18 protein-coding genes and 1 pseudogene are annotated in these 19,464 nt (G+C 72.4%); 7 read left to right on the plus strand and 12 right to left on the minus strand.

What is annotated here, in order from left to right:
* Positions 1 to 502: 502 nt before the first annotated feature.
* The 7 genes from ABT360_RS23965 to mshD all read right to left on the minus strand — a co-directional run bounded on the left by ABT360_RS23965 (position 503) and on the right by mshD (position 7,511).
* Positions 503 to 904, minus strand: coding sequence for an NUDIX hydrolase (locus ABT360_RS23965; RefSeq protein ID WP_351820068.1), 402 nt, complete (start codon positions 902 to 904; stop codon positions 503 to 505).
* Positions 901 to 1,842: a CHAD domain-containing protein gene (locus ABT360_RS23970; protein ID WP_351820070.1), complete on the minus strand. Its 942-nt coding sequence runs from the start codon at positions 1,840 to 1,842 to the stop codon at positions 901 to 903. Before ABT360_RS23970 ends, ABT360_RS23965 begins: the two co-directional genes overlap by 4 nt.
* Positions 1,829 to 4,054, minus strand: coding sequence for an RNA degradosome polyphosphate kinase (locus ABT360_RS23975; protein ID WP_351820073.1), 2,226 nt, complete (start codon positions 4,052 to 4,054; stop codon positions 1,829 to 1,831). The genes ABT360_RS23970 and ABT360_RS23975 overlap by 14 nt, the downstream gene beginning before the upstream one ends.
* 173 nt (positions 4,055 to 4,227) lie before the next feature.
* Positions 4,228 to 5,187 carry a hypothetical protein gene (locus ABT360_RS23980; protein WP_351820076.1) on the minus strand — a complete coding sequence of 320 codons (960 nt, stop codon included), beginning with the start codon at positions 5,185 to 5,187 and terminating at the stop codon, positions 4,228 to 4,230.
* Entirely contained in the window at positions 5,184 to 6,074 is an 891-nt protein-coding gene (locus tag ABT360_RS23985) for an ABC transporter ATP-binding protein (RefSeq protein ID WP_351820079.1), read from the minus strand. Before ABT360_RS23985 ends, ABT360_RS23980 begins: the two co-directional genes overlap by 4 nt.
* Positions 6,071 to 6,457, minus strand: a complete 387-nt coding sequence (locus tag ABT360_RS23990; protein WP_351820082.1) for a GntR family transcriptional regulator — start codon at positions 6,455 to 6,457, stop codon at positions 6,071 to 6,073. The genes ABT360_RS23985 and ABT360_RS23990 overlap by 4 nt, the downstream gene beginning before the upstream one ends.
* Before the next feature lie 115 nt (positions 6,458 to 6,572).
* Positions 6,573 to 7,511 carry a mycothiol synthase gene (gene mshD, locus ABT360_RS23995; protein WP_351820085.1) on the minus strand — a complete coding sequence of 313 codons (939 nt, stop codon included), beginning with the start codon at positions 7,509 to 7,511 and terminating at the stop codon, positions 6,573 to 6,575.
* 122 nt (positions 7,512 to 7,633) lie between these two features.
* Between mshD and ABT360_RS24000 the strand changes: the two genes are divergently transcribed.
* Entirely contained in the window at positions 7,634 to 9,442 is a 1,809-nt protein-coding gene (locus tag ABT360_RS24000) for a bifunctional metallophosphatase/5'-nucleotidase (protein ID WP_351820088.1), read from the plus strand.
* 97 nt (positions 9,443 to 9,539) lie between these two features.
* Positions 9,540 to 10,276, plus strand: a pseudogene (locus ABT360_RS24005) (phospholipase).
* A 165-nt stretch (positions 10,277 to 10,441) separates the two neighbouring features.
* On the opposite strand, the gene ABT360_RS24010 reads toward ABT360_RS24005, so the two are convergent.
* From ABT360_RS24010 to ABT360_RS24030, 5 genes are all read right to left on the minus strand, one after another.
* Positions 10,442 to 11,866, minus strand: a complete 1,425-nt coding sequence (locus tag ABT360_RS24010; RefSeq protein ID WP_351820091.1) for a HAMP domain-containing sensor histidine kinase — start codon at positions 11,864 to 11,866, stop codon at positions 10,442 to 10,444.
* Positions 11,863 to 12,582 carry a response regulator transcription factor gene (locus ABT360_RS24015; RefSeq protein WP_351820094.1) on the minus strand — a complete coding sequence of 240 codons (720 nt, stop codon included), beginning with the start codon at positions 12,580 to 12,582 and terminating at the stop codon, positions 11,863 to 11,865. Before ABT360_RS24015 ends, ABT360_RS24010 begins: the two co-directional genes overlap by 4 nt.
* Before the next feature lie 19 nt (positions 12,583 to 12,601).
* On the minus strand, positions 12,602 to 13,576 hold the full coding sequence (locus ABT360_RS24020) for a S1C family serine protease (protein ID WP_351820096.1): 975 nt from the start codon (positions 13,574 to 13,576) through the stop codon (positions 12,602 to 12,604).
* 102 nt (positions 13,577 to 13,678) lie between these two features.
* Entirely contained in the window at positions 13,679 to 14,707 is a 1,029-nt protein-coding gene (locus tag ABT360_RS24025) for a LacI family DNA-binding transcriptional regulator (RefSeq protein ID WP_351820098.1), read from the minus strand.
* Positions 14,708 to 14,731: 24 nt separating this feature from the next.
* Positions 14,732 to 15,526: a response regulator transcription factor gene (locus tag ABT360_RS24030; RefSeq protein ID WP_351820101.1), complete on the minus strand. Its 795-nt coding sequence runs from the start codon at positions 15,524 to 15,526 to the stop codon at positions 14,732 to 14,734.
* A 486-nt stretch (positions 15,527 to 16,012) separates the two neighbouring features.
* Here ABT360_RS24030 and ABT360_RS24035 point away from each other — a divergent pair, with 486 nt between their 5' ends.
* The 5 genes from ABT360_RS24035 (at position 16,013) to ABT360_RS24055 (ending at position 19,457) form a co-directional block, all read left to right on the plus strand.
* Positions 16,013 to 16,267, plus strand: coding sequence for a MoaD/ThiS family protein (locus tag ABT360_RS24035; RefSeq protein ID WP_351820104.1), 255 nt, complete (start codon positions 16,013 to 16,015; stop codon positions 16,265 to 16,267).
* Positions 16,203 to 17,375 (plus strand): hypothetical protein, encoded by a 1,173-nt coding sequence (locus ABT360_RS24040; RefSeq protein ID WP_444852317.1) that lies wholly within the window; start codon positions 16,203 to 16,205, stop codon positions 17,373 to 17,375. Before ABT360_RS24035 ends, ABT360_RS24040 begins: the two co-directional genes overlap by 65 nt.
* Before the next feature lie 97 nt (positions 17,376 to 17,472).
* Positions 17,473 to 18,165, plus strand: coding sequence for an LmeA family phospholipid-binding protein (locus ABT360_RS24045; RefSeq protein ID WP_351820110.1), 693 nt, complete (start codon positions 17,473 to 17,475; stop codon positions 18,163 to 18,165).
* A gap of 195 nt (positions 18,166 to 18,360) precedes the next feature.
* Positions 18,361 to 18,441, plus strand: a complete 81-nt coding sequence (locus ABT360_RS24050; RefSeq protein WP_350497993.1) for a putative leader peptide — start codon at positions 18,361 to 18,363, stop codon at positions 18,439 to 18,441.
* 170 nt (positions 18,442 to 18,611) lie between these two features.
* On the plus strand, positions 18,612 to 19,457 hold the full coding sequence (locus tag ABT360_RS24055; protein ID WP_351820113.1) for a sulfurtransferase: 846 nt from the start codon (positions 18,612 to 18,614) through the stop codon (positions 19,455 to 19,457).
* The last annotated feature ends 7 nt before the right edge of the window (positions 19,458 to 19,464 follow it).

Genomic DNA, 19,464 nt, shown 5'->3' on the forward strand with positions numbered 1-19,464 from the left:
CTCCTCGCCGTCGGCGGGGTGCCCGAGCACTCTCGTCGCCGTTTCCGGCCGCCGATCGGCTGCGGGGGCGACCCTGCACGGCCCCTCCTCGCCGTACACGGCACAGCGGCCCCCACACCCGCAGACTCCGCACCGCGAGTCACAGCCCGGGGAAATCCGGCCCGCAGTCGGCGTACGACCGGGGTGTGGCCGTGCAGGGTCGCCCCCGCAGAGGTTGGCGGCAACGGGCGGGCTCCCCTGCCGGAGCCCAAGGCCGCCGGCCTCGAGGAGGTGAGCCCGGAGGGGCCGCACCCCCCACCCACCGGCAGGGACCGCGGGGCCGGGCGCGCACTCGCCCGGAGGGGCCACACCCCCCACCCACCGGCAGGGACCGCGGGGCCGGGGCGCAGCACTCGCCCGGAGGGGCCACACCCCCACCCACCGGCAGGGACCGCGGGGCCGGGGCGCAGCACTCGCCCGGAGGGGCCGCACCCCCCACCCACCGGCAGGGACCGCGGGGCGGTCAGAATGCCGAGCGCGTGGCCAGGAACGCGGACACGAGGTCCTTGTCCTTGTCGTACGTGAGGCGCGCGCGGGCGGCTTCGGGGGCCAGCCAGACCAGGTCGTCCACCTCGTGGTTGCGTACGAACGTCCCGCCGGTGGCCTCGGCGGCCCAGTAGCGGACCTCCTTGGGGCGGCCGGAGACCTCGTACCGTGCGGTGGGCAGTTCGGGGCCGGGGGCGCACGTCATGCCGGTCTCCTCCAGCACTTCCCGGACCGCCGCCTGCCGCGCCTCCTCGCCGGGCTCCAGCTTCCCCTTGGGCAGCGACCAGTCCGCGTGCTTGCGGCGATGGATCACCGCCAGCTCGATCCCGTCGCCGGAGGGGGAGCGGCGCCACAGCACGCAGCCCGCCGCGCGGATCACGTCGTCACCGCCGTCCGCTGCCAGGCGCGCTGGAAGGCGTGCCGCGCCGCCTCCACCTCGTGCCGCTGGTCCGCGTGCAGCACCCCGAGCGCGTAGGCCGTCGCGGGCGCGATGCGCGGCGTACGCGCGGCCGTCGCGGCGGCGGCCGCGGCCTCCGCGGCGTCCCGGTGGCGGTCCAGCGCCCGGCCCGCCTCGTACAGCAGTGGTTCCGCGCCCCGCACTTCGCCCGCGTACCGGTGCAGCCGCAGCAGGAGCCGCACCTGGTGCCAGGGCCCGTCCAGTTGCTCACCGCCCACCGCCGGGGCCATCGGCAGGGCGGCCACCGCGTCCAGCAGGCGCCGCTCGACGACCTCCGCGGGCGGGCCGAGCACCTCGGCGGCCGGCGCGGCCGCGGCCGGCCCCAGGGGCACCTCCGAGGCCAGGAGTGCCACCGCGTCGGCGACCGCGTGGAACCGGGACGAGCCCAGCGCCTGGAGCGCGGCGGAGTGGGCGCGCGTCCTGGCCAGGGTGAGCTGCCGCTCCAGCAGCGCCCCCGCCCGCGCGGCGCCCACGGCCAGGGCCTGGGCTCCGGACCCGCCGCTCCTGGGAGCCGGGACCGTCGCCGTTCCGCCCGACAGCCGGGCCAGCGCGTCGACGAGCCGGACGAGCCGCGACGTACAGGCGTGCTCGGCCGCCAGCGTGCCGGAGAGCCAGGCGAGTTCGGTGCGCAGCTGGTCCGCCCAGGTGGCGTCCAGCAGCGGCCGGAAGGTGTGCAGCGTTCCGCTGATGCGGCGGGCGGCGGCCCGCAGCCCCCGGGCGGCCTCCTCGGCGCCCGCCGTGTCCGCGCCGGACTCGGTGTGGAGCCGGAGGCTGCGGAGGAAGTCCGCCGCCCGGGCGTGGAGGTAGGGCGCCAGGGTCTCCCCCGCGGAACCGGCCGGGATGTGGTCAGGTTTGTGCACGTCGGCGCCTCCGCGCGTCGATCAGCATCTCCTGGACGTGCCGCAGCGGCCGGCCGTCGTGGTCCGTCGCGTGCCGCGTCCAGTCCCCGTCCGGTCCGAGGTGCCAGGAGGAGGTGGTGTCGGCCATGCCGGTGTCCAGCAGCTGGGTGAGGGCCGCGCGGTGGGACGGGTCGGAGACCCGTACCAGAGCCTCTATGCGGCGGTCGAGGTTACGGTGCATCATATCGGCGCTGCCGACCCAGACTTCGGGCTCGCCGCCGTTCCCGAACGCGAAGATCCGGGAGTGTTCCAGGAACCGTCCGAGGACCGAGCGGACCCGGATGTTCTCCGACAGGCCGGCCACTCCCGGCCGTACGGCGCAGATGCCGCGCACCCAGATGTCCACCGGCACGCCCGCCTGCGAGGCGCGGTAGCAGGCGTCGATGACGGCCTCGTCGACCAGCGAGTTGACCTTGATGCGGACGTAGGCGGGCCGTCCCGCGCGGTGGTGGACGATTTCCTTGTTGATCCGTGAGATCAGGCCGTCCCGCAGCGACTTGGGCGCGACGAGGAGGCGGCGGTAGGTCTCGCGGCGGGAGTAGCCCGACAGCCGGTTGAACAGGTCGGACAGGTCCGCGCCGACCTGCGGGTCGGCGGTCAGCAGGCCCAGGTCCTCGTACAGGCGGGCCGTCTTGGGGTGGTAGTTGCCGGTGCCGACGTGGCTGTAGCGGCGCAGCGTGTCGCCCTCCTGGCGGACGACGAGCGACAGCTTGCAGTGGGTCTTCAGGCCGACCAGCCCGTACACGACGTGGCAGCCCGACTCCTCCAGCTTGCGGGCCCACTTGATGTTGGCCTGCTCGTCGAAGCGGGCCTTGATCTCGACGAGGACGAGGACCTGCTTGCCGGACTCGGCGGCGTCGATGAGGGCGTCGACTATCGGGGAGTCGCCGGAGGTGCGGTACAGGGTCTGCTTGATGGCCAGGACGTCGGGGTCGCCGGCCGCCTGCTCCAGGAAGGCCTGGACGGAGGTGGAGAACGAGTCGTAAGGGTGGTGGAGGAGGACGTCCCGCTCGCGCAGGGCGGCGAAGATGTCGGGCGCGGACGCCGACTCGACCTCGGCGAGGTCGCGGTGGGTCCCGGCGACGAACTTGGGGTACTTCAGCTCGGGCCGGTCGAGGGCGGAGATGCCGAAGAGGCCGGTCAGGTCCAGTGGCCCGGGCAGGGGGTAGACCTCGGCGTCGGAGACCTTCAGCTCGCGGACGAGGAGGTCGAGGACGTACGGGTCGATCGACTCCTCGACCTCCAGGCGCACCGGCGGCCCGAAGCGGCGCCGCATGAGCTCCTTCTCCAGCGCCTGGAGCAGGTTCTCGGTGTCGTCCTCCTCGACCTCCAGGTCCTCGTTGCGGGTCACCCGGAACATGTGGTGCGCCAGCACCTCCATGCCCGGGAACAGTTCCTCCAGGTGCGCGGCGATGACGTCCTCCAGGGGGACGTAGCGCTGAGGGGAGGCCTCGAGGAACCGGGAGAGCAGCGGCGGGACCTTCACGCGCGCGAAGTGCCGGTGGCCGCTGACGGGGTTGCGGACGACGACGGCCAGGTTGAGGGAGAGGCCGGAGATGTACGGGAAGGGGTGCGCGGGGTCGACGGCGAGCGGCGTGAGGACCGGGAAGATCTGCTGGCGGAACAGCGTGAACAGCCGCGCCTGCTCCTTCTCGGTCAGCTCGGGCCAGCGGATGAGGTGGATGCCCTCGTCGGCCAGCGCGGGGCAGATGTCCTGCTGGAAGCAGGCGGCGTGCCGGGCCATGAGCTCCCGCGACCGGGTCCAGATCAGGTCGAGGACCTCGCGGGGCTGGAGCCCGGACGCGGACCGGGTGGCCACGCCGGTGGCGATCCGGCGCTTGAGGCCCGCCACCCGGACCATGAAGAACTCGTCCAGGTTGGAGGCGAAGATGGCGAGGAAGTTGGCTCGTTCGAGGAGCGGGGTCGCCGGGTCCTCGGCGAGCTCCAGCACCCGCTCGTTGAACGCCAGCCAGCTGCGCTCCCGGTCCAGGAACCGGCCGGCCGGCAGCTCGGCGCCCGTGCCGTCCTCCTCGTACGAGTCGAGATCGGCGTCGAGATCCCGTGCGAGGTCGGACACGGGGACGTGCGCCACGGTGTGCGGCCGGTGCGCGGCAATGGAGCCGACGGACGGCTGGGACTGCGGGACCTGGACCTCGGCGGGCTGCTGGCTCATGGCACCATTCTTCCGCGCGATGGGCTGGTCAAGCGCGTCGGAGCGGGCCGCGGACGTGGCGGGCTTCATTGAGCGAGCTTCGCAAGCGTGTCTGAATGGTCGGTAACGGCGACGTGACGTGCTGGGGGCGGACGGCCGGACCCCCGTCCTGGCCGTCCGCCCCGGGGCGGTGGTTACGCGTGGTGGCGGCGCAGCACCCGGAACGCGATCACCGTGGCCAGGGCCGCGAGGGCGAGGACGATGCCGGTCTCGACGAGCTGGAGGGGCCAGGAGTGCGAGCTCGGGTGGTGGAGGTGGTACCACTGGCGCGCCGAGCGGGCCTCGTAGCACCCCGGCGGTGCCGGGACGCCCGGCTGCAGGCAGTCATGGATGCGCCGGCCGGAGGGCGTGATCATGCCCATGTCGAGCTGCCAGGAGCTGTTGCCGATTTCGCCGCGGGAGTTCTTCCACACCTGCTCGACGGGGGGCCACAGGTCGGACCGCCACCGCTCGCAGAGCACCATCACCAGGCCGGTGACGGCGAGCGCGATACCCCCGGCGGGTAGTGCACGGCGTACCAGCAGGCCCGCGAGCGCGCCGACGGCCAGGGCGAGCAGGGCGTACGCGAGGACCACGGGGCCCATCGCCACGAAGACGTCCGGGTAGTACCACTCGTCGGACAGCGCACGGGGGGCGGAGCCGCGGGCCCAGCGGTACAGCAGGGAGAGGACCGTGAAGCCTGCGGTGATCACCACGGCGGGGAGGACGAGCTTGGCGGCGAACCAGCGACCGGGAGTGACGGACTGGGTCCAGGCGAGGCGGGCCGTGCCGCGTTCCAGCTCCGCTCCGAACATCACGGCGCCGGCATAGAGGGCCACGGCCAGCGGGAGCCACGCGATGACGGTGGAGGCGAGGCTCATGTCCCCGGCGAAGTCGGAGGGCGGCCGCTGGAAGAACTCGGCGTCGCAGAGCGGCACCCCGGGTCTGGCCGGTGAGGCGCACGACGTGGGCAAACCCGCGGCCTCCTGCCCCACCGAGCGCAGCCACACCAGGGCGATGGCGGCGAGCGTGACGAAGGCGCCGGAGACCAGCAGCGCTCTGCGGTGCACCCGGAGCACCGTCCAGGTCAGCCCCTGCGGGGTGAGGGCGCTCATGCCGCCACCGTCCCGCCCACGGCCGGGGACGCGCTCGGGGTCAGGAGCGGCGGGGCGTCCGGGGAGCGGAGATGGGCGAGCAACAGGTCCTCCAGGGACGGTTCCGTGGTGTGCCAGGACGCGGTGTCGACCGGGCCGTCGCGGCGGACGAGCGCGGTGAGCTGGCGGCCGGTGACGCGGGACTCCACGACCGTGTGCGGGGCCAGGTCGCCGACCGGGCCGGTGACCAGGGTGTGGGCGGTGAGGATGTCGTCGATGCCGCCGGCGAGGCGGACGCGGCCGCCGTCGACGAGCAGCAGGAAGTCGCAGGCGCCCTCCAGTTCGCCGAGGATGTGCGACGACATCACGATGCTCGTGCCGCGCTCGGCCGCGTCCGCCATGAGCGTGCCCATGAGCTGGTGGCGGGCGAGCGGGTCGAGGTCGGCCATGGGCTCGTCGAGCAGGAGCAGTTCGGGGCGCTTGCCGAGCGCGAGGGCGAGCGCGACGCGGGTGCGCTGGCCGCCCGAGAGGCTGCGGACGCGGGCGGCGCGATCGAGCGTTCCGACGACGCGCTCCGCCGCGTCGGCGTCCCAGCGTTCCGGGTTGAGTTCGGCGCCCATGCGGAGGGTGTCGGCGACCGTGAGCTGCGGGTACAGCGGTTTGTCCTGGGCGACGTACGCCATGCGCCCGCGGGCGGACGCCGGGTCGGTGCCGAGGACCCGGACCGTGCCGGCGGTCGGCCGCATCAGGCCGGCGGCCAGGGCGAGGAGTGTGGACTTGCCGGCGCCGTTGGGGCCGACGAGCGCGCAGACACGGCCGGCGGGGAGCCGGAAGGCGCAGTCGTGCAGGGCGGGTTGCCGCCGCCCGTACCGTTTGCCGAGGCCGTGGGCCTCCAAGGCGCTGGTCATGAGTGGTCCCCCTCGTAGAGCTGTTCCAGTACGGAGGTGAAGAGCGCCGTCACGTCGTCCCGCTCCAGTCCGGCCGCACGGGCGCGGGCGGCCCAGTCGGCGAGTTCGCCGCGCAGGGGGGAGTCGGCCGGGGCGCTGCCCAGGGTCCTCCGGACGAAGGTGCCGAGGCCCCGGCGGGCTTCGACGAGGCCCTCCCGTTCCAGCTCGCGGTAGGCCTTGAGCACCGTGTTCGGGTTGATGGCGGTGGCCTCGACGACCTCGCGTGCCGTGGGCAGCTTGTCGCCGGGTTCCAGTAGGCCCAGGCGGAGGGCCTGTTTGGTCTGCTGGACGATCTGGAGGTAGGTGGCGACGCCGCTGCGCCGGTCGATGCGGTACTCGACCACGTCCTTGCACCACCCTTTCACTAATCAAGTAGTGAAAGGGTGGTGCAAGAGAGGGCGAGGTGTCAACACCTCGCCCGTCTCTCAGGTCACCGCCGTCACGTCTGCGGGCGGTACGTCACGTCTCCGAGCGGTACATCAGGTCCACCTCGTGCGTGGTGAAGCCCATCCCCTCGTACACCCGCACCGCGGCCGTGTTGTCCGCGTCCACGTACAGCATCGCCGTCGGCACGCCCTCGGCCGCCAGGTGCCGCAGCCCGATCGCGGTCAGCGCCTTGCCCAGGCCGCCGCCCTGCGCCTCGGGGCTGACGCCGACGACGTACACCTCGCCCAACTGCTCCTCGGCGTGCACCTTCGTCCAGTGGAAGCCCACGATCTCGCCGTCCGGCTCCCGAACGGCGAGGAAGAAGCCCTTCGGGTCGAACCACGGCTCCGCCTTGCGGTCGTCCAGGTCCCGCTGGGTCAGTGACCCCTGCTCGGGGTGGTGGGCGAACGCGGCGGCGTTGACGGCCAGCCACGCCGCGTCGTCCTGGCCGGGCACGAAGGTGCGCACGGCGATGCCGGGCGGGAGCACCGGCTCGGGGAGGTCCGACAGGTCGGCGAGCGGCCTGCGCATCTGCCGGAGCTCCCGGAAGAGGGTCAGCCCCAGGACCTGGGACAGGTGGCGGGCGGCCGACTTGCCGCCGTGCGCCCACACGCGCAGCCGCTTGCCCGAGGCGGCGAGCAGCGCGGAGCCCAGCGCCCGGCCGTGGCCCCGCCCGCGGTGCGAGGGGTGGACGACCAGTTCGGCGGCCGGGGCCTCGACGGGGTCGGTGTCCTCCAGCTGGGCGTAGCCGACGAGTTCGCCGCGGACGGTGAGCAGCAGGTGCGACACCCCTTCGCGCCGCCCACCGCGCAGCTGGAGCCGCCCCTGTTCGGACACGGCCTGCATGCCGTCGGCGCGGGCGGCGTCGGCGAGGAGGGCGAGGACGTCCTGGGCCTGCTCGTGGGTGAGCTCGTCGAAGGTATCGATACGGCGGCCGGGTTCGAGGGCCGGTACGGGGGCGTCAGTCGTCATGCGTACGAGCCTACGGCGGCCGATGGCAACCGGCTTGTAACCCTCCACCCCCTGTTGCGCTACGCGCGTTGACCCTAGGCTGCGCTGGGCCGTACACGACTTGTTGACCAACGAGGGGACAGATGTCAGCGACAGCGAAGAAGAACCGTGCGGGGCGGCGGATACTCGCCACCGCCGCCGGACTGGCCACCGTCGGCGCCTTGGTCGCCGCCCTGCCGGCAGGTGCCGACGACCGGGGCAAGCCCGCCGGCCACCACCCGGGCCGCACCGTTGACGTGCAGCTGCTCTCCTTCAACGACCTGCACGGCAACCTGGAGCCGCCGGCCGGCTCGTCCGGGCAGGTCACCCACACGCACCCGGACGGCACGGCCGAGAAGATCGACGCGGGCGGTGTCGAGTACCTCGCCACGCACCTGCGCACCGCGCGCCAGGGCAACCCGTACTCCGTGACCGCCGCCGCGGGCGACATGATCGGCGGCTCGCCGATGCTGTCGGGCCTCTTCCACGACGAGCCGACCGTCGAGGCGCTCAACAAGCTGAAGCTCGACGTGTCGTCCGTGGGCAACCACGAGTTCGACGAGGGGGCCAAGGAACTGGCCCGTATGCAGAACGGCGGCTGCCACCCCACCGGCGGCTGCTACGAGGAGGGCAAGACCTTCCGCGGCGCGAAGTTCCCGTACCTCGCGGCCAACGTGACGGACGAGAAGACGGGCAGGCCGATCCTGGACCCGTACTTCATCTGGGAGCGCAAGGGCGTCAAGATCGGTTTCATCGGGGTGACCCTGGAGGGCACGCCGAACATCGTCACCGCCGAGGGCGTCAAGGGCCTGAAGTTCGGTGACGAGGTCGAGACGATCGACACGTACACGAAGGTCCTGGAGCGCAAGGGCGTCAAGTCGATCGTCGCCCTGATCCACGAGGGCGGCGCGCCGGCCTCGTCCTCGTACAACTACGACTGCGACAGCCCGGGCGCCGGCGACGGCGTCTCCGGCCCGATCGTCGACATCGCGAAGAAGCTGAACCCGCAGGTCGACGCCCTGGTCACCGGTCACACCCACCAGGCGTACGTGTGCACGATCCCGGACCCGTCCGGCAAGCCGCGCATGGTCACCTCGGCGTCCTCGTACGGCAAGCTCTACACGGACACGACGCTGACGTACGACCGCCGCACCAAGGACATCGTGCGGACGTCGGTGGAGTCGGCGAACCACGTGGTGTCGCGTGACGTACCGAAGGCCGCCGACATGACCTCGCTGATCGAGCGCTGGAGCAAGCTGGCCGCGCCGATCGCCAACAAGCCGCAGGGCTACATCTCCGCCGACATCAACGGCCGTGGTTCCACCGCGTACGAGAAGCCGCTCGGCGACCTGATCGCCGACGCGCAGCTCGCCGGGCTCGCCCCCGCCGACAAGGGCGGTGCGCAGATCGCGCTGATGAACCCGGGCGGTATCCGCTCGGACCTGGTGTACAAGGCGTCCGGCGCCGAGGGCGACGGGGTGGTGACGTACGGCGAGGCGTTCACCGTGCAGCCGTTCACCAACATGATGAACGTGGTCGACCTGACCGGCGCCCAGTTGATCACCGCTCTCCAGCAGCAGGTCAGCGGCTCGAACGAGGCCTCCCCGAAGATCCTCCAGGTGTCGAAGGGCTTCACCTACACCCTCGACATGACCAAGACGGGCGCGGCGCGTGTCGTGGCCGGCTCGGTGAAGCTGAACGGTGAGCCGCTCGACCCGGCGAAGACCTACCGCGTCGCGATGAACGAGTTCCTCGCGGGCGGCGGCGACGGCTTCCCGGCCCTGGCGCAGGGCAAGAACAAGCTGGTCGGCGCGTCGGACCTGGACGTCTTCAACGCCTACCTGGCGGCCAACTCGTCGGCGAGCGCGCCGATCGCGCCGCCGAAGGCCGACCGGATCACGGTCATCAAGTAGGACGCGGTACGAGCGCGGGGCGGGGGGCCGGTGAACGGCCGTGCCGCCCCGCGCACGTCTCTGGCAGCAATGTCGTGTACGCGTCATTCTCCCGCGCATGGACGTGGACCTGGACCCGAGCCGACGCAGCTTCCTCGCGGCCACCGCCGCCCTGTCCGCCACCGCCCTGCTGGGCACCCCCGCCCGCGCCCGCACCCGGGTGCTCGGCACCCAGGACTGGATGGCCCGCTTCCCCGGCGACACCCCGCTGCGGGCGCTGACCATCCCCGGCACGCACAACTCCGCCGCCCCCGCCGACGGGCTGTGGGTCGCCTGCCAGAACACGAGCGTCGCTCGCACCCGTCCGAGACGGTGATGATGCGCGTGAAACAGGAGTACTCCAACGCCACCTTCCGGCGGATCTTCGACCTCTACCTCGACGCCAAGGGCTGGCGCCCCCTCTTCCGCATCGGCGACGGGCTGCCCGCGCTCGGCGAGGCACGCGGCAAGGTCGTCCTCCTCGCCGACAACGGCGGCCTGCCCGGCGTGCGGTACGGGGACGGCGCGCTGTTCGACATCCAGGACGACTACATGGCCGAGCCCTTCGCCAAGTACCCGAAGATCGAGGCCCACTTCCGCAAGGCCGCCGCACAGCCCGGCAAGCTGTACGTCAATTACGTCTCCACCGCCCCTCTGCTCCCGCCCCGCTGGAACGCCGACCGGCTCAACCCGCGCGTCCACGGCTTCCTCGACGGGGCGGAAGCGAGCGGCTGGAAGGGGCTCGGCATCGTCCCGATGGACTTCCCCAACACCCGCGCGGGACTCGTCGAGTCCCTGATCCGCCACAACGCCTGAAGCGCTCCCGCATGAGATTTTCCGGCCCGAGGTTGCCTCGGCCACCGGTGAAAAACGTCATGGCGGATACCGGCCACCTCAATTTGCGCCACAAGATCGGCGACGGAAAGCTGGGGAGCCACGCCCCCGGCCGGGGCCGAGGGGGAACCGGCCCCGGCCGGGGGATCAGGCCGCTGTCGGTTCCGACGGCGGCGGCGTCGGAGCCCCCGGCAGCCGGATCACCGCCCGGGCTCCGCCGCCCTCCGCCGCGGTGAGCGCGACCTCGCCGCCCGCCTGCCGCACCGTCCGCGCCACGATCGACAGGCCGAGCCCCGACCCGGGCAGGCCGCGCGCCGACGGCGACCGCCAGAACCGTTCGAACACGTGCGGCAGCTCCTCGGGTGCGATGCCCGGCCCGTGGTCCCGCACGGTCAGCTCGCCGTCCACCAGCGCCACCTCCACCGTGCCGCCCGGCGGGGAGAACTTCACCGTGTTGTCCAGGACGTTCACCAGTGCGCGCTCCAGCCCCGCCGGCTCCGCCCGCACGTACCAGGGCCGCACGTCGTCGGCCGCGATCGTCAGCTCCGGACCCCGCAGCCGCGCCCGTGCCAACGCCGTACCGAGAATGTCGTGCAGCGCGACCACCTCCAACCGCCCCGGGGCCGCCGCGTCCGGCCGGGACAGCTCCTGCAAGTCACCGATCAGGGCGGCCAGTTCCTTCATCTGCGCCTTGACCGACGCCATCAGGGCGTGCCGGTCCTCGGGCGGGATCGCCCGCCCCGTCTCCTCACTGCGGGCCAGCAGCTCGATGTTGGTGCGCAGCGACGTCAGCGGCGTACGCAGCTCGTGCCCCGCGTCGGCGATCAGCTGCGCCTGCCGGTCCCGGGAGGAGGCCAGGGCCGCGGTCATCGCGTTGAACGACCGCGACAGGCGGGCGATCTCGTCCTCGCCCTCCACGGGGATGCGGACGGTCAGGTCCTCCGTCCGCGCCACGTGCTCCACCGCCCCGGTCAGCCGGTCCACCGGCTTCAGCCCCGTCCGCGCCACCCACAGGCCGGCGGCGCCGGCGCCGAGGACGCCGATACCGGCGACGAGACCGAGGACGAGGGTGAGGGTGTTCAGGGCGTCGTCCACCTCGTTGAGCGGCCGGGCGACGGACACCGCGCCGGAGTAACCCGGCAGGGGATAGGTGAGCACCCGGTAGTCCGAGCCGTCGGACGCCCGCGCGTTGTGCGCCGTCTCCGCCGCCCGCCCGTCGGCGACCGCGACGTCGTCGGGGGTCACGGTGACCGACTGCTGGCCGTAGACCACACAGCTGACGCCCTTGGCGTCGACCACCTGGATGGTCTGCTTGAACAGGTCCTGGTTGGGGCGGTCCGGCGGGGGCGTGCCCGGGGCGCGGCAGGCCGTCCGGTACACGGCGAGGACGTCCGCCGGGGCCACCCGGTTCTCCCGCAGCGCGTCGTCCAGCGACCCCACCAGCGCGTTGCGCACCATGAACCAGCACGTCACGGCCACCGCCGCCACCGCCACCGCCACCGCCGTCGCGGTCAGCAGGGCGAGGCGCGAGCGCAGCGGCAGCGCGCGGAAGCGGCGGAGCGGTCCGGTCACTCGGCGGCCCCGCCGCGCAGCACGTACCCCACACCCCGCACGGTGTGCACCAGCCGGGGCTCGCCCGCCGCTTCCGTCTTGCGCCGCAGATACATCACGTACACGTCCAGGGAGTTGGAGCTCGGCTCGAAGTCGAAGCCCCACACCGACTTGAGGATCTGCTCCCGGGTCAGCACCTGCCGCGGGTGCGACAGGAACATCTCCAGGAGCGTGAACTCCGTACGGGTCAGCTCCACGAGCCGCCCGCCCCGCGTCACCTCGCGCGTCGCCAGGTCCATCCGCAGGTCGGCGAAGGCCAGCACATCGCCCTCGGGCTCCGCGCCGCCCGAGGCCGCCGCGTACGAGCTGCGCCGCAGCAGCGCCCGGATGCGGGCGAACAGCTCGTCCAGCTCGAACGGTTTCACCAGGTAGTCGTCCGCGCCCGCGTCCAGGCCCGTCACGCGGTCGCCGACCGTGTCACGGGCGGTGAGCATCAGGATGGGGACGGTCGAGCCGGCGGCGCGGATGCGGCGGGCGGCGGTGAGGCCGTCCACGCGGGGCATCTGGACGTCGAGGACGACGAGATCGGGGGCGTACGCGTCCACCTTCGCGAGCGCGTCGGCGCCGTCGACGGCGACGTCCGTCCCGTACCCCTCGAAGGCGAGGCTGCGCCGGAGCGCCTCGCGGACGGCGGGCTCGTCGTCGACGATCAGGATGCGGTCGGCGTCAGTGTTCATGGGGCCAGCGTCGCACGCGTCACGATCCCGATCCGGACCGGAGATCGTCCAGGTCCGCCTTCACGGTGTCGACCGGAATGGCGAAGCCGAGGCCGACGCTGCCGGCCGTGGAGCCGGTGGCGGAGCTCGGCGCGTACATGGCGGAGTTGATGCCGATGATCTCGCCGTTCATGTCGATCAGCGCGCCGCCGGAGTTGCCGGGGTTGAGCGAGGCGTCGGTCTGGATGGCCTTGTACGTGGTCTTCGAGGCGCCCGTGTCGCCGTTGAACCGCTGTCCCCCGAACTCGAAGGGCCAGCCCTGGCGGGGGTCCGGCTGCTGTCCCCCGCCCTCCTTGGCCACCGTCACGTCGCGGTCGAGCGCGGAGACGATCCCGCTGGTGACGGTGCCGGTCAGTCCCTCGGGCGACCCGATGGCGACGACCTGGTCGCCGACCCGGACCCTGCCGGAGTCGCCAAGGGTGGCGGCCTTCAGCCCGGACGCCCCCTGGAGCTTGATCAGTGCCAGGTCCTTGCCGGGGTCGGTGCCGACGACCTCGGCGGTGTACGTCCTGCCGTCGCTGAGCCGGACCTTGATCTCGGAGGCACCCGCGATGACGTGGTTGTTGGTGACGATCTCGCCGCCGGCGGTGATGATCACGCCGGAGCCGGTGGACTTGCCGGAGCCGGTCGTCGCGTTGATCTCCACGATGCTCGGGGACACCGCCCGGGCGACCCCGGCGACGGTGCCCTTGCCCGACTGGGACACGTGGGTGCCGGTCACGCCGTTGGTGGCGGTCGGTGCGGTGCCGTCGCCGGTGAGCTCCTGCACGAGCGCGGAGGTGCCTCCGCCGACCAGGGCGGCGGCGATGGCGACCGCCGCGATCAGTGCGACGGGACGCTTGGCGCGACGCCGTGTCGCCGGCGGGTACGTCGGCGCGTACGTCGGCGCGTACGCGGGGGGCGGCGGGTGGGCGAACGCCTGCTGCTGCGGGTCACCGTGGGTGTGGTCCGTCATGGGTACGACTCTGCGAGCCGTACATGAGAGCTGTATGAGGAGGCACTGAGAGTCCGGGCAAAGTCTCGTATGCCCGGTGTAAAGGCGCCCCGCCAGGAGGGGCTACTGTCCGTCGCACCCGCAGGACCGGCGCACTATCAGCGCCGACGGGAACTGCTTGACCCGCTCCCGGCGCGACCCCGCCACCCGCAGCCCGTCGTCCAGGACCAGGTCCACCGCCGCGCGGGCCATCGCCGGACGGTCGGAGGAGACCGTCGTCAGCGGCGGGTCCGTCAGCGCGGCCTCCTTGACGTCGTCGAAGCCCGCCACCGCCAGGTCGCCCGGCACGTCCAGGCGCAGCTCGCGGGCCGCGCGCAGGACGCCGATCGCCTGGTCGTCCGTGGAGCAGAAGATCGCCGGCGGCCGGTCGGGGCCCGCCAGGATCTTCAGGGCCACCTGGTAGGCGTCGTAGCGGTTGTACGGGGCCTGGAACAGCCGGCCCTCCACCGAGCGGCCGGACTCCAGCATCGCGCGGCGCCAGCCCTCCTCGTGGTCGGCCACCGGGTCACCGACGGCGGGGGTGTTCTCGACGCCACCGAGGCAGGCGACGTACTCGTGGCCGTGCTCCAGGAGGTGGCGGGTGGCGAGCTGCGCGCCGCCGATGTCGTCCGTGACGACCGCGACGTCGTCGAGGGCCTCGGGCCGCTCGTGGAGCAGCACCACGCGCGCGTCCCACGCCTCGATCTCCTGGGCGGCCCGCTCGCTCATGCCCTGGCTGACCAGGATCAGTCCGGCGACCCGCATGCCGAGGAAGGCACGCAGGTAGTGGATCTCCCGCTCGTCGCGGTAGTCGGAGTTGCCGACGAGGACCATCTTCCCGCGGTCGGCGGCGGCCCTCTCGACCGCGTGCGCCATTTCCGCGAAGAACGGCTGCCGGGCGTCGGGGACGATCATGCCTATGAGGTCGGTGCGCCGCGAGGCCATGGCCTGCGCGACGCGGTCGGGCCGGTAGCCCAGCTGCTTGATCGCTGCGAGTACCCGCTCGCGCGTGGCCGGGGCGACCGGCCGGGGTCCGTTGTTGATGACGTAGCTCACGACCGCGGTCGAAGTACCCGCAAGTCGTGCCACGTCGTCCCGCGTCACCTTGGCCACGCGCGGCAGTCTACGCGGGGTGACCTACCTCTGGGCAGGTCGTACGGCGGCTTCCTCCACCTCTTCGGTGTCCTCCGTACGGGTGACGGCCGCCGCCTTGGCCGCCTTCGTCTCCTTCGTCCGGGCTTCCTCGGCCGCGCGCTCCACCTTCTCGGGCGTCACGAAGCGGTAGCCGACGTTGCGGACGGTGCCGATCAGGGACTCGTGCTCGGGGCCGAGCTTGGCGCGCAGCCGCCGCACGTGGACGTCGACCGTGCGCGTACCGCCGAAGTAGTCGTACCCCCACACCTCCTGGAGGAGCTGCGCCCTGGTGAAGACCCGGCCGGGGTGCTGGGCCAGGTACTTCAGCAGCTCGAACTCCTTGAAGGTCAGGTCCAGGACCCGGCCCTTGAGCTTGGCGCTGTACGTCGCCTCGTCGACCGACAGGTCGCCGTTGCGGATCTCCATGGGGGAGTCGTCGGCGGTGATCTGCTGGCGGCCCGTCGCCAGCCGGAGCCGTGCCTCGACCTCGGCCGGACCGGCCGTGTCCAGGAGGACGTCGTCGATGCCCCAGTCGGCGGTGACGGCCGCGAGACCGCCTTCCGTGACGACCAGGATCAGCGGGCAGCCCGGCCCGGTGGAGCGCAGCAGCTGGCACAGCGACCGCACCTGCGGCAGGTCGCGGCGGCCGTCGACGAGGATCACGTCCGCGCCCGGGGTGTCCACGAGGGCCGGGCCCTCGGCGGGGGCCACGCGCACGTTGTGCAGCAGCAGTCCGAGGGCGGGGAGCACCTCCGTCGACGGCTGGAGGGCATTGGTCAGGAGCAGCAGAGAGCTCATCGGACTCCACCTGCCCCGGTCGTCGTCCTATGGTCGTGCACGGTTCGCCGGCCCATAACGTCGGTTCCTCCTCGGTCCCTGCGAGGACGTTGCGGCACTGCTTCGTACGAGGCTCCCCGCGCCCTGAGAGCCCTTGTTCACCTGCCTGTAACAACGGTCGGAAAACACAAAAGGATCCGGGGGCTGCGTTGCCCGGATCCTCTGCCCAGCACAATAGCCCACAGGAGCTCCGAGAAAGAGGGCGCATTTCACATCGTGGATGTTCCCTCGCTCACGCCGGGCCCTCTGTACGCAACGTTGCGTACATCCGGCGGGGTCCGTGTCGCGGTCCGTCCGCCGCTCGCAGCACCGCATACAGCCAGTGTCACGGACACGGCGATCGTTGTCGCCCATGGATTCACGGGCTGGGCCGACCGCATGGCGGACGGGCTGTCGGTGCCATGGCTCATGATGGATGCCGACGAGGCCGACGAAAGGAGTGCCGCCATGGCAGCGGGGACGATCCGCTACTGGGCCGCGGCCAAGGCCGCCGCCGGGATCTCCGAGGAGCCGTACGCCGCGGAGAACCTGGCCGAGGCGCTGGACGCCGTCCGCGAGCGGCACCCGGGCGAGCTGGCCCGGGTACTCCAGCGGTGTTCCTTCCTGGTCGACGGTGACCCCGTCGGGACCCGGAGCCATGAGACCGTACGGCTGGCCGAGGGCGGCACGGTCGAGGTGCTTCCGCCGTTCGCAGGAGGGTGAACCCCACAGCATGAGCAGCGATCAGCAGTATCCGTACGGACACGGGTACCAGGACCCGGACGTCGCGCAGACGTGGGAGGGCCAGACCTGGGACACGCAGTACCAGCCGGCCGTCCGGCCCACGGCGTACCAGCAGCAGCCCGCCCCGCCCGTGGCCGCCGCCGACACCGCTCACCTTCCGGTGCAGGGCGCCGCGGGCTCCGGCGCGTACTCGCTGCCTCCCGAGGTTCCGTACGACACGCCGACCACCCACCTGCGGGCGGTCGCCCCGGACCCCGCGCCCGGCACCCCGGAGAGCACCGCTGCCGGCTACAGCGCGCCCACCACCTCCGGCCATGTCCGGCTGACCGACGCCCAGCGGGCCCGCGCCGAGGGCCGCTCGCCGATCATCGACCCGGGCATGCAGCCGGCCGTGCTGACCGCCGCCCTCGGCGGCCTCCTCGCCGCGGGCGCCGCCCTCGGGCCGTACGGGCTGCTGCTCCCGCTGGTCCTGCTCCAGGCCGTCACCGCCGCCGGCTGGTTCCGGCTCAACGGCATGTGGCCCGCCCGCCAGGGCATCGCGCTCGCCTTCGCGGGCGGCCTCACCGCGGACGTCGCGCTGCTCGCGGCCGGTGCGGAGCACGCGCCCGCCGCGATCCTCGGCACGCTCGGGGTGTGGGTGCTCCTCGTGCTGGTCCTCCAGCTGCGCAGTCACGCGGGTTCCGACGAGCGGCAGTACGGCCTGATGGCCACCGTCGCCTCCTCCGCCCTCGCCGTCGTCGCGGCCGGGTATCTGGCCGCCGCGTCCGCCGCCTCCGGCGCGGTCGTCGTGGGCGGCCTCGCGGTCGCCGTCACGGTGGTGGCCCGCGCCCTGCCGCTGCCGGGCGCCGCGTCGCTCGTGGTGGCGCTGCTCGCGGCCGCGGGTGCCGGTGTCGCCGTCGGCGGGGTGACCGGGCTGGGGGCGCAGGGTGCGCTGCTGGGGCTGGGCGCCGGGGTGTGCGCCCTGGTCGGGCACCGGGTCGCCGCTTACGACTACCCCTCGCGCTTCGTGCACATGACGGCCGGGGTGGCGCTGCCGCTCGCGCTCGCCGCGCCCGCCGTCTACCTGCTGGGGCGCGCGCTGGCCTGAGTGACGCGTGCGGGGGAAGGGGAACCAACGGGTAGCTTCGCGCGTCGATCATGATGTGACGGGGGCGGTCGCGGACAGGGTGGGGGAACACCGAGCAATGCGAGCACTGCGAATACTGCTGATCACCGCTGTGATCCTCGGGGGTCTCTTCATCATCGCGGACCGCCTGGCGGTGAACTACGCCGAGGGTGAGGCGGCCGAGCGCATACGGGCCAACCAGGGCCTGGCCGGCTCCGCCGACGTCTCGATCAAGGGCTTCCCCTTCCTGACCCAGGTCATGGGCAAGGAACTGGACCAGGTCGACGTCACCCTCACCGGCGTCGAGGCGTCGGCCGGCGGCCGCAAGGTCCGCGTCACCGAGATGAAGGCCGCCCTGGAGCACGTGCGGCTGCAGAACAACTTCTCCACCGCGGTCGCCGCCTCCGCCTCCGGTACCGCGCGCATCTCCTACGCCGACCTGGGCAAGGCGTCCGGCGAGGACGTCACCGTCGGCTACGGCGGCAACGGCAAGGTCAAGGTCACCGGCTCGGTCGAGATCCCGGTGCTGGGCACCGTCACGCGCAGCGTGCTGTCCTCGGTCAGCCTCGCCGCCGGCGACACCATTCGCGTACGCGCCGACAAGGTGCCCGGCGAGGGCATTCCGGGCGTGGAGGAGCGCATCCGCGAGCGCACGGACTTCGACCGGCAGGTCGGCGGGCTCCCGACCGGGCTGAAGCTGACGAAGGTCGAGGCCACGCCGGAGGGCGTGGTGGTCACGGTCACCGGCACGGACGTCGTGCTGGCGGGCTGAAACACCGCCGCAGGCCCTGTTCGGCCACATCGTGAGACGACGGCGTCCGCTCCGCAGATGGCGAGCGGCAGTGCCCCGTGCGGCGGGCGGCCGTCACCCTTCCGGGGGAGTTCGCATCCCATATCGCGGACGATCGTGTCTCACGATACGACACGCCGGTGACACGGCCACCCGTCCGTCCCTACGATCGGCGTCATGAAGCGACAGGCGGATCTCACGAAGCGGCGGGCAGTAGACCTGTGCCGCGTCGCCGCCATGCTCTGTCGCTCCGTCTGAGCGGGAGCCCGACCTCCCGTGTCCCAGGGCCGGCCGCCCATCGAGGCCCGCCCCTGTGCCGAATCCACGTAGACCCGTACCCCCGTACGCGACGACGCGAAGAGCATCCGGCACCACCCCGCCACACCCTGCCGTACCCCGCCGCACACTGCCCCGGAGGAGAAACCAACATGAGCCGCAGCGACGTCCTGGTAGACGCCGACTGGGTCGAGGCCCACATCGACGACCCGAAGGTCGTCATCGTCGAGGTCGACGAGGACACCTCGGCCTACGACAAGAACCACATCAAGAACGCCGTCCGGATCGACTGGAAGCAGGACCTCCAGGACCCGGTCCGCCGCGACTTCGTCGACCAGGAGGGCTTCGAGAAGCTCCTCTCCGCGAAGGGCATCGCCAACGACGACACCGTCGTCCTCTACGGCGGCAACAACAACTGGTTCGCGTCGTACGCCTACTGGTACTTCAAGCTGTACGGCCACGAGAGCGTCAAGCTCCTCGACGGCGGCCGCAAGAAGTGGGAGCTCGACTCCCGCGACCTGGTCGACGGCTCCGAGGTCCCCAACCGCCCGGCGACCCAGTACAAGGCCAAGGCGCAGGACACCTCCATCCGCGCCTTCCGCGACGACGTCGTGGCCGCGATCGGCAACCTGAACCTGGTCGACGTGCGTTCCCCCGACGAGTTCAGCGGCAAGCTGCTCGCCCCGGCGCACCTCCCGCAGGAGCAGTCGCAGCGCCCCGGCCACGTGCCGAGCGCCCGCAACATCCCGTGGTCGAAGAACGCCAACGACGACGGCACCTTCAAGTCCGACGAGGAGCTCAAGGCGCTGTACGCCGAGGAGCAGGTCGACCTGTCGAAGGACACGATCGCCTACTGCCGCATCGGTGAGCGTTCGGCCCTGACCTGGTTCGTCCTGCACGAGCTGCTCGGCCAGGAGAACGTCAAGAACTACGACGGCTCGTGGACCGAGTACGGCTCCCTCGTCGGCGTGCCGATCGAGCTCGGCGCCAACAAGTAGTCCCGGA

The sequence above is a fragment of the Streptomyces sp. NPDC000229 genome (assembly GCF_040300825.1).
Classification (GTDB): Bacteria; Actinomycetota; Actinomycetes; order Streptomycetales; family Streptomycetaceae; genus Streptomyces.